This is a genomic window from Aeromonas sp. s8 (assembly GCF_040907785.1).
Classification (GTDB): domain Bacteria; phylum Pseudomonadota; class Gammaproteobacteria; order Enterobacterales; family Aeromonadaceae; genus Aeromonas; species Aeromonas veronii.
Genome location: NZ_JBFOCL010000015.1, coordinates 337,773 through 347,888 on the forward strand (window position 1 = coordinate 337,773; position 10,116 = coordinate 347,888).

10 protein-coding genes and 1 other RNA gene are annotated in these 10,116 nt (G+C 51.1%); 5 read left to right on the top strand and 6 right to left on the bottom strand.

Annotated elements, in window-relative coordinates; genetic code table 11:
• Positions 1 to 25 precede the first annotated feature (25 nt).
• The 4 genes from smpB to AB5Y86_RS05465 all read left to right on the top strand — a co-directional run bounded on the left by smpB (position 26) and on the right by AB5Y86_RS05465 (position 3,200).
• Positions 26 to 514 carry an SsrA-binding protein SmpB gene (gene smpB, locus AB5Y86_RS05450; protein ID WP_005334498.1) on the top strand — a complete coding sequence of 163 codons (489 nt, stop codon included), beginning with the start codon at positions 26 to 28 and terminating at the stop codon, positions 512 to 514.
• 166 nt (positions 515 to 680) lie between these two features.
• Positions 681 to 1,040: a transfer-messenger RNA gene (ssrA, locus tag AB5Y86_RS05455) on the top strand.
• 73 nt (positions 1,041 to 1,113) lie between these two features.
• Positions 1,114 to 2,847 (top strand): hypothetical protein, encoded by a 1,734-nt coding sequence (locus tag AB5Y86_RS05460; protein ID WP_368192334.1) that lies wholly within the window; start codon positions 1,114 to 1,116, stop codon positions 2,845 to 2,847.
• A complete protein-coding gene (locus AB5Y86_RS05465) occupies positions 2,844 to 3,200 on the top strand; it encodes a hypothetical protein (RefSeq protein ID WP_201920384.1) in 357 nt (118 codons plus the stop codon). The genes AB5Y86_RS05460 and AB5Y86_RS05465 overlap by 4 nt, the downstream gene beginning before the upstream one ends.
• A 204-nt stretch (positions 3,201 to 3,404) precedes the next feature.
• Here AB5Y86_RS05465 and AB5Y86_RS05470 read toward each other — a convergent pair whose 3' ends face one another.
• From AB5Y86_RS05470 to AB5Y86_RS05490, 5 genes are all read right to left on the bottom strand, one after another.
• The gene (locus AB5Y86_RS05470) at positions 3,405 to 4,739 is read right to left on the bottom strand and encodes a hypothetical protein (protein ID WP_368192335.1); all 1,335 of its coding nucleotides are present in this window, start codon (positions 4,737 to 4,739) and stop codon (positions 3,405 to 3,407) included.
• Between the two features lie 270 nt (positions 4,740 to 5,009).
• On the bottom strand, positions 5,010 to 5,534 hold the full coding sequence (locus tag AB5Y86_RS05475) for a helix-turn-helix domain-containing protein (protein WP_167824804.1): 525 nt from the start codon (positions 5,532 to 5,534) through the stop codon (positions 5,010 to 5,012).
• A 168-nt stretch (positions 5,535 to 5,702) separates the two neighbouring features.
• A complete protein-coding gene (locus tag AB5Y86_RS05480; RefSeq protein ID WP_069651784.1) occupies positions 5,703 to 6,194 on the bottom strand; it encodes a hypothetical protein in 492 nt (163 codons plus the stop codon).
• On the bottom strand, positions 6,191 to 6,496 hold the full coding sequence (locus tag AB5Y86_RS05485; protein WP_158654839.1) for a hypothetical protein: 306 nt from the start codon (positions 6,494 to 6,496) through the stop codon (positions 6,191 to 6,193). The genes AB5Y86_RS05480 and AB5Y86_RS05485 overlap by 4 nt, the downstream gene beginning before the upstream one ends.
• A 154-nt stretch (positions 6,497 to 6,650) precedes the next feature.
• Entirely contained in the window at positions 6,651 to 7,208 is a 558-nt protein-coding gene (locus AB5Y86_RS05490; RefSeq protein WP_111912479.1) for a recombinase family protein, read from the bottom strand.
• Positions 7,209 to 7,722: 514 nt separating this feature from the next.
• Here AB5Y86_RS05490 and AB5Y86_RS05495 point away from each other — a divergent pair.
• Complete coding sequence (locus tag AB5Y86_RS05495) at positions 7,723 to 9,204, top strand: FKBP-type peptidyl-prolyl cis-trans isomerase (RefSeq protein ID WP_368192336.1); 1,482 nt, start codon at positions 7,723 to 7,725, stop codon at positions 9,202 to 9,204.
• Positions 9,205 to 9,514: 310 nt separating this feature from the next.
• On the opposite strand, the gene AB5Y86_RS05500 is transcribed toward AB5Y86_RS05495, so the two are convergent.
• Positions 9,515 to 10,116 (bottom strand): HNH endonuclease (locus tag AB5Y86_RS05500; RefSeq protein WP_368192337.1); only part of this gene is annotated, 602 nt, incomplete at its 5' end.

The following is a 10,116-nucleotide window of genomic DNA, read 5'->3' on the forward strand; positions in this document are numbered from 1 at the left end:
TAGTCATTGCCGGAAATCGCCCGTCATGAGCAAAAAAAACAGTAAAAACAAAGCCGGGTCCAGCACCATTGCACTCAACAGAACCGCGCGCCACGAATACTTCATCGAAGAGAAGATCGAAGCGGGTCTGTCCCTGCAAGGGTGGGAAGTCAAATCCCTGCGGGCGGGCAAGGCCAACATCAGCGAAGCCTATGTCATCTTCCGCGATGGCGAGGCCTACCTGTTCGGCTCCAGCTTCCTGCCACTGCAAGCGGCCTCCAGCCATGTGGTATGTGACCCGACCCGCACCCGCAAACTGCTGCTGAGCCGTCGTGAACTCGACAAGCTCGAAAGCCTGATTGCCCGTCAGGGCTACACCATAGTTCCCCTCGCCCTCTACTGGAAACAGTGCTGGGTCAAGGTCGAGATCGGCCTGGTGAAGGGCAAGAAAGAGCACGACAAGCGCGAAGATACCAAGGCCCGCGAATGGGATCGGGAAAAAGCGCGCATCATGAAGAACAAGCATCGCGGCTAACCTGCGACTGCCAGGATCAGGACGCCAGTTCACCTTCCCCCGGCGCAGCTGGCTCTTCAGGCTCAGCTGCGTACAATAAATCGGCAAACAGACTGGCTGCCAGAGGGAATGGGTATCAACGCCTTGCTATGACAGCATTTTTGCGTACAATCGCAATTAACAACTTGGGGCTGATTCTGGATTCGACAAGATTCACGAAACCCAAGGTGCATGCCGAGGTGCGGTAGGCCTCGTTAATAAACCGCAAAAAAATAGTCGCAAACGACGAAAACTACGCACTAGCAGCTTAATAACCTGCATAGAGCCCTTCTACCCTAGCTTGCCTGTGTCCTAGGGAATCGGAAGGTCATCCTTCACAGGATCGTGTGGAAGTCCTGCTCGGGGCGGAAGCATTAAAACCAATCGAGCTAGTCAATTCGTGGCGTGTCTCTCCGCAGCGGGTTGGCGAATGTAAAGAGTGACTAAGCATGTAGTGCCAAGGATGTAGTAATTTTGGACGGGGGTTCAAATCCCCCCAGCTCCACCACCTTCTAAAGCCCTGATTCGTCAGGGCTTTTTCTTTATGGCTGGTCAGGGAGTGACACACTGAGGTGTCACATATGCTCTATCCCGGTCTCATCAAAAACCGCTGTGGTGTCTACTGCTACCGCCTGATCTTCCCCCCTTCCCTCCGCCAGTACGGCGCTCCTCGTGAGACCCGTTTCTCACTTGGCACAAAAAGTCGCGCTAAAACGGGAGAATTGTGGATCCATGCTTTCCAACTTGGCAGGCTCCTGCTCGACGAATTATTGGCATTAGTTCAGGAAGTCGATCAGGAAGTAGACATGGCTGAAATCTCAGAAATCATGAAGGCGAAGATCGCCGCAAAAAGAGAGCAAATCCGGCTCGGGGAACAGTTGGCCGCACTGCAAGATGAGATTAACGAGCAGCGTCTTGAAGCACTACGCTCCCGCAAAGAGCTGGCGGCAGCTCAGGCAGTGACTCAGAAGGCGAAGGAACTGGCCCGTACTGCGGTTGGCATTGCCCAACGGACACAAGGCCAGCTCATTGAAGCCCGGCGGACGGCGGACGCTCTCGCCACGTTGCCAACAACGCTCAACGCCGAGCCGGTGCCCGTCGGTAGTGCCTTGGTTGCCCCTTCTGCGCCCGGTCAATCGTTGGAATGGCTGGTGGCCCGATTCAATGAGCACAGCGAACATGTGGAGAAGCTCAAACCCAAGACCCTGAGCCAGCGCAAAAGCAATCTTGCCCGTTTTCTCGATATTCTCGGCCCGCTGGACAGCGCGGCGCTTGGTGCCGCCGATATTGCTCACTACCGGGAGGTGATCCGCACGTTCCCAAAGAATCTCCCGAAAAAAGCAATCTGGAAGGAGCGCCCTGAGGATCCCGTGCTACGGCGTAACTGGTATCTCGGCTTAGGTAAGCAGGGCCAGCCATCCCTGTCCGAGCAGGGGCAGATGACCCACTTCCATCACGTTAAGCCCTTTCTTAAATGGCTTAAGGCCGAGCGGCACGTTGCCGAGGATTTCAGCGACATGCTGACCCCCATCAAGAACGATGCCGACTATGAAGAGGGAGGGCAGCCCTTCACTAAGGATCAACTGGACAAACTCGTTAATAAGCTGTGGCTTGCTAATGCCAAACATCCCCATGAACAGCCAAAAGACTGGCATTTCTGGGCACCCCTACTTGCCCTGACCACGGGGATGCGTGGCGATGAGATTGGACGACTCACCGCAACTCACGTAGTAAACGTGGGCGGAGTCGCCATGCTCAACGTCCCCGGCACTAAAAATCCCAACGCCGACCGACTGCTCCCACTCCCGAGTGTGGTCTTGAATGCGGGTTTTATGCAGTTAGTGGAATGGGCGCGGAGGTCTGGTGACGACGCGCGACTGTTTCCGGACTGGGTCCATGGTGGCGGTAAGAGTGCGAAAAATTACTCAGCCTCATTGGGCAAATGGTTTAACTACGAACAGGGGGCGGGGCTTCTGGCGAAGCTCGACATTTGGAAAGCCGATCAACAGGTCAGCTTTCACAGCCTGCGGCATACCTTCATCACAGCCGCTCATCATACTGACATCAAGCTTGAGCTAATGCAGATGATCGTCGGCCACGGACCAGACCTGCGCAAGACCTACGGCCTGCCAGCTACTAAAGATAAGGGGTCATCCGCCCCCTACATCAAACCAGGTGTCAATTATAGCCCACGGATGCAGGAGGCTTGTGCAAAGCTGCGCAACGTCATAGACAGTGTCGATTTCGGCTGTGACCTGACCGAGGTTAATTGGTTGAACTGGCGAAGAGCCAAGAAAATGGGGAATTTGAAATGAGATCCGACATCAGCTTCGAGGACGTCCTGCTGTCCATACAGGCTAGGGTATTGAGCGTGTCGCTGCCCTGTGGGTGCCGCCTGTCTAACGGTCGCCATATCCATCATTGCGAAGGCGTGTGCGAGTGGTTTCAATGGAGCGAGCGCGAATTATCACAGGCAGGGAAAAGGGCGCTCTGGACGCTACTGATCCAGAGTGGCTTCGATGACATCCAGCACGTTTCACCCGCTGATGTGCTGGATTATCTCGACGAGAGCGACAACGGAACGCTCCCGGTGTCTGCTGCCGATTTCAATCTGTGCCTGATGCTGGGGCGTGATGTTCTGGGGGTTACTCGTCAGGTGGTGGCATAGCTGCGAAAGGTTTGATTCTGGGGGCCTGGGACGCCCCCAGTGCGTTTTTTCCGCTATGCCATTGGCGTAGTTGCCGGATGGTCTCTGAAGAGCTCTGAAGCGGTTTTTGTAAATCGTCCCGGTACTGTCTCACACGTTTACGATCCCCCTTACACCTGACACACCCCGCGCCTCTGCTTTTACTACCGGGTCATTAACCGTCCATTACCGGGTCAGCTCTCCTTGCATCTCTTCCCTTCCGAAGTGAGTGGCTGCCCACTTGTCCAACTCTACGAGCATGGCATCAAGGGCGCTGTCTTCAGGTAGCCGGGGCTGGTGGACTGGTTGGTCCTCTATGTCGCCAAAGCTCACAGAATCGCTTTTAGCTGCTTTGTTGGTGCTTGCCATGCCCCTGAGTGCTTTTGAGTTTGGAATTGATTCTGGCGCGTCCTGTGGGCCTTCATGAACGTGTCCGGGTATGGCTGCACAGCCATTGCCCTCAATTTTCAAAATTGCAGTGCTGACTTTCTCACTGGGGGATGAGTAGGGAGCTGGTTTTTCTAGGACTTTGGTTTGTGTGGGGCTGGTGGCCTTTTGGCTGACCGTGGAATCCCGTTCGGCAATGAAGTGAGGGAGAAGGAGGGCTGTCATTCTCCCATAGTGGGCTTGTCCTAGGCGCGTCAGCTCGTGGGGGATGTAGAACTCGGCATCTTTGCCTATATCCTTGTGAATATACCAGCCCCAACCGATAGCCTCTCCCATGCCGTAGCGCTCAGTGGTACGACGCTGGCGGCGCGAGTCTGAACCATCCCATTCACCGCCCGCACTCTTGAGCCTCTTTTTCTGCTCTGCGGTGAGGCTTCCGAAGTAGATACCATGACAGTGGGAACGGCCCTCGCTGTCTCTCTCTATGCAGAACATGGTCATGTGCTCGACCTCGCGTCCTAGCGCACGACCCAGACGCTTCCTGATGGGGTCTTTTAGTTCAGCGGGGCTCTTAGCTGCGTCCTCCATGGATAAATTCAGGGAAAAGGCTACGTACCGCTTGCTACACCTCTCATACATCATGCCGGATGTAACCCAAGCGTACTTTTCCAAGCCTGATAAGTCTTTCCATGGCCGAAGGGGTTCCTTCCTCCAGTTGGGTGTTGAGATAAGGACAAAGGAAGGATCATACATATTTACTACAGACGAGATCATTTTCTCGTAGTCGCGTCGGGACGCTAAGCCAGACAGGACAAGGCTTTGACGCACCATCCCCTTGAGAGCTCTTGCGGCGGTTTTTGTATTTGGAAACCTTGCTCGCCAAAGCGTCCAGCGGGCTGTTTCACTGATGCTGGTTACAGCTCTGTTTGTGGCTCGCCGGATACTTTTATCAACGTTCATCCCCCCCTTGAGTGCATCCCTGATTCTGGCGATCTGCATCTTAGCAATCCGCTCGTCTCGGGATGGGGAGTCGTCGCAGTGTAGGTTGCGACGGGCAAGCGCAAATTCATTAGGCCGCGTTAATTTTGATGACCGGTCATTGAGCTCCAGGTTCTCTGATGATACTCTTTTCATAGTTAAAACCTTTTGTGCCGCCTCATTGGGCGGTTTTTTTTAACTGCTTGCCAGCGGCAAGCCCTCTTTTAAATGTCTCCCGTCCCATCCCCTAAGTGCCTGTAAAGCGCGTACAGCAACGACCTGACCGGTTAGGGTCAGTGCTATTACTCATAGGGATTCCAGCGAAATGACGCCGCGAAATGGGCGTTAGCGAAGAGGTAGGGCCGACTCATCGGCCAAAATTACGGAGTTACTTTGCGACATGGGCGGGGTCGCCGTCAACCTGCATCACTCTGGCGGCACATCGCCCCAGCAATCGCGCTCGGCCCTGATAGCCAATATCTCCTCGTCTGTGTAGTCTCTCACAACCAGCTCCGGCAGGGCTTCGACCACCTCCGGCTCCGCTGCCAGTGTGAGTACCCGGCGCAACCCATCAGCGGCTAGCTTGCTGGCTGTGGCACACGCTGAAAGGATCTTGGCCGCTTGGTGCCTGTCACATTCACTATCAATTGTCAGGCTCTCCAGCAGCTCGGCTGTCTTGGTATGGATTTGGTTGCAAAGTGCAACCTGTGACCGGACGAGGCGAGCGCCCTCCGAGGCGGCGAACTCAGAAGATAATGAGGCCCGCAATCCGGCGCGGGCCTCCTCTATCAACTCCTCCCGCATCGAGTCGGGGCGAACACCTGAACGCCCCCGGATCCGTTTCACTGTGGATAGGCTGATTCCCGTCTGCTCGGCGATAGCAACAATAGGCCATCCTGCCGCGAGAGCTGCGGCGACCTGCGCTTCAAGGGCGGGGGAGGTGCGACGCATCGCGGCCCCCCTCTATTCCGAGCGCATCACACGGGGTCAATTGCTCCCATCGGGTGATTGCCAGCTCCACAATTTGCGTAGGCGACATATTCAGAGCACTGGCCCATATCGCCACACGTTCCGCGACTGGACGGGATAGCCGTATTACTTGGACTGTTTTTTGCGGCGTCATGCTTTCCCCTCTCCATGCTCCAAACCCTGCTGCTGTTCGCAGAACATCGTCCATAAACGCGCATTCCCATTTTGATATGTCAGGGTTGCCGCCCGCTCATTGTCATTGGCTATGGGGGCTACTGCCGCCGATTGTGGGATCCTAGACAGCATAGAGACGAAGAAATCATTTTCTACTGGCACATGCATAGAGATCAGATCCACCCCGGCAGGTGATACGAGCAAGGAGCGGACGATCTCGCGCAACCCTAACACCTGCTGCAATGCGAAAAATCTCCGGCTATCCATACGCCTCGCCTCGCATAGATTACGAACAGCCCCATAAAGCCGGGTATCAATAACTCGGGCCTGCTCTTCATTGGTCTTTTGAACCTCAAGGATTACATCGCGAGCCGCCACAACATCCCCCTTATCCATCAGTTCCAAAGCGTATGAGAGCTTGCCCGCTGTCACACCATGCGCCTGTTCGAAACGCGTTTCCGGGATCATGCTTTACCTCCATTGCGGGCCAATGCCGCCGCTATACGATACGAGCCGCCAAGGCTTCCACGCTCAATAGTGCGCTGACGCTGCTTCTCGATTTCCTCCTTAACTTCCATGCGCATCCTGTCCGCCAAATCTAGATGGGTCTCACGCTCTTCAATCCAGCCGGTTTCCCCTTCACCAGTGATGATCTCGTCGTCTTCAATCTGCTCAACCGGTATACCGGCAAGCTCTGCTAAAAACGCTTTGTCCCTACCTTCCAGATAGTGCGCATCCTCACCCATCCGCTCTGCGAGCTGACGCTTCAATATTGAAACCTTCATGTATAAGCCTATAAATCTCAATGAGTTACAATGATTGCATGTTACACAAATGGATGACCGATCACCATATTCGAGACAAAAAAATACCGGCGCTTGGCCGGTATGTTGTTGCTTTATTCGCGTGTTGTTTGGATCGTCATTACGCTGCTTTGCAGGCTCGCTTCACACTGGCGGGTGAAATCCCAAAATGTTCGGCGGTCGCCTGGATGCTTGCGCTGTTTTCCTTCCGCCAGATAGCAACGGCAACATCATCAATGGTCTTTTCTCGCCCTAATGCTTTGCCCTCTGCCTTGGCCTTGGCGATCCCGGCCATCTGACGGGCCTTGATATTTGAGCGTTCCAGCTCTGCGACAGCGGCCAGCATGGTCAGCATTGCCTTACCGATTGGCGTGGACAGGTCGAACCCCTCCCGCAAGCTGATAATCGACACACCCTTGGCTTGCAGCGCCTCAACCGTGTGCAGAACGTCAATGGTGTCACGCCCAAGACGGTCAACGGCGGGAACAATTAGCGTATCGCCCTTCCGCACAAACTTGAACAGCTCGGAGAATTCCGGGCGCTCTAATGCCTTCACTGCACCAGATATACCCTCGTCTGCAAACCACGTTTCCACCTTGTGGATCTGCTCAATGCTGTGGCGCTGGGCCTCTACGCTCTGCTCGCCAGTGCTTACCCTCAAATACCCGATGACCGCCATAACAATTCCCCACATGTAGCTCAAAAACTATAGCTCACAACATAGTGGTGGCTCATATTGAAATCAACACTTTTGAGCCACTCTTTTCAGTGGGGTGTTTAGGTGGCTCAAAAGGTACAGTTTATGAGCCGCCATTAAGGTTGCTAATCACTCAATCACGTAAAGTTGTGAGTACAAGATTCATTTTGTTCGTTATCTATCGTCAACAGCTTTTTCGTGGATGATAACCAGAGCTAAAACTCGCCTAATAATGAAGATAAGTGCAGGAAAATGAATGTGAACTGTCATCGAGAATAATTCTCAGTCCTATAAAAAATCAATCCAGAAAAATTAATATCATCAAAAAGATGGTTGAGCCACCCCCTACCTCCTCTAGATTAAAAAACAAACATCCCTTTAAAATCAAAGGCTTATTCACAACCAACAAAACAGTGAGCTGCACTTTCTAGCATTAATCACAGCTCTACCAGTATTATGCTCATAAGAAAAATAATGCACTTGGAGCACAGTCTGAATGAATAAAAAAATAAATAAGTATGGTTTAGACAGGTACGTACCACTGCCCATCAGAGAACAGATTAGGAAAGATGCAGGATATGGTTGTGTCATCTGCGGCTCACTATTTGGGGATTATGAGCATATAGAGCCAGAGTTCTTTGAAGCTAGAGAACACGATCCTGATAAAATGACTTATCTTTGTGTGCGCTGCCACCCAACTGTAACAAGAGGGAGGCGTTCAAAGAGTTCGATTTGGAAAGCCAAAGCTAATCCTAAATCTAAATCGACTGGCTTTGTCTCTGACTTTATCTATCCAGATCATACAGAACCGAACATAGTACTAGGAAGCTCTAACTTCCAGTTAACAACTGTAATAATAAATGTATATGGAAAGCCTTTATTATGGTTTGAAAAACCAAGTATTCCTGAAGAGCCAATTCTCATAAATGCAATCTTCTATGACGACAAGTCATCTCCTGTTGCCTTTATAAACAGGAATCAGTTTATTGGTTTGTTAGGAACACATGATATATCTGGCGAAGGAGCAACAATAACAATAAGACCACAGAAAGGGATTATTGGATTAGAATTTGAGTCTTCCGATGGGAAGCCTATAGTCATAACAAGATTGTCTATGACTTACCTAGATACAAAGTTTGAAGTAAAACGAGATGGTTCATTTTTAATAAAACAAGGAAATTCATGCATAACACTACAATCAACAAGTATGATTGGTTGTGGGACTGGGATAAAAATTGGTGATATCCCAAAATCTCGTATCTCTGATAATCTCGGCATATTGACCAGAGTTTTTTGGGCTCTTTTCATGGCCCACCACAAACCAGCTCAGTTGGTCGATTTCACTGGGAGTTGTGTCGGTTGGGTATTTAACAACCGAGTCATTAATAAAGATTACTGCATTACGGGTATAATAGATGGTCGTTCAGTATCTTCTATTACTGGCGAGTATATTGGTGAAACGAAATTTATTCTAGACAAAGTCATGATCGTGCATGAACAACCTGAGCATAAGAGCATGGAACCGATATGGTCTTATGAACTTGACAAGAGCACGTTCAATGTTAAGTCTTACAAAGGATATGACCTCAGTTATAGATTGGCGCCGAGTATTTATAACAGTTATACACCATCTCCAACACCAACTGAAAAGACGAATAGTATACATACGTCAATGCAACCAAGTTGGATTGAAGAAAATAAGGCAGCAGAAAATGGAGATAGAGTAACAATTAACTTCATTGGTTATATTAATGGGGTGGAGTTTGATGGAGGACGAGCTAATAACTTCACTTTAATTCTTGGAAATAACCGTATGATTCCAGGCTTCGAGGATGCACTGACAGGAAAGCTTGCTGGAGATATCTTTGACATCCATATTAAATTTCCATCTGATTACCACGCCGAAAATCTTAGGGGAAAAGAGGCAATATTTAATACTGAGATTTTAAAAATTGAGTCTCAGAAGTGTAGTGCTTAAATAATACAGGAATCAGAGCTTTCAAAGATCATTCTTCTAATTCACAGCCTATCCCTTTAACAGCTTTCTTGCGTGCCAATAGAATGCCAATAGAAGATAGAGGAGTTGAACCGGCATCCAAAATTTGGTGTCATAGTGAAGGGTCACAGAAATGATTCGCTGGAACAGGTCATCTAACTTATTGATCTGAAATGATAAACTAAAGATTGGTTGTCACCTCCTCCCAGCTCCACCAAACGTTTGGAAAGGGCCACCTCGCAAGAGGTGGCCCTTTTTTATCGAGTTTATCTAGGGTGAAAGCCTCAACGTCTCACAGAAAGCGCAGAGGAATATTCACACTGGGGGCTGTCACGTCCACAAACTGGTCAATACCACGCCACAACCGAGCATGCTCACGGAGTGCTTGCTGATAGGCCCAAGTAGCGATGGCAGTAGAACGCTCGGCATCGACGCTCACCAGAGGGGCCAGCTCGTCCGTGAGGTACGCCCCGTGAGTCAGGATATTCTGCTCGTACCAGGTATCCCTGTGCTCGGGAGCGGCAAGAAAATCCCGTTTGCTCCGATTACAGTTGGCGTGTGCCAGTACGAAGTTGTGACCCAAATCGATTGGATAACGACGCCAGGGGATGAAATGGTCTACCTCACCACTCCCGTGTATCGCCTTGTTACAGTAAAAACAGGTTCCCCCCTGCAAGTCCCTCAATACCTCTCCTACTCGCCCCAGCGCCTGACGGCTTGAACCAAATAGAAAATTCTCCAACCCCACACTGGGGCCAATCAGTGGCTGATTACCCTTGATGTCGCAGATAAGCTGTAACCAATGCTGTCGGGAGAGGGAGACCACCAGATCGTAAAAGCGGTGGAGACAGTAGAGAATGCCGGGGTTAAGGCAGATATGATCCGCGCCCCTTT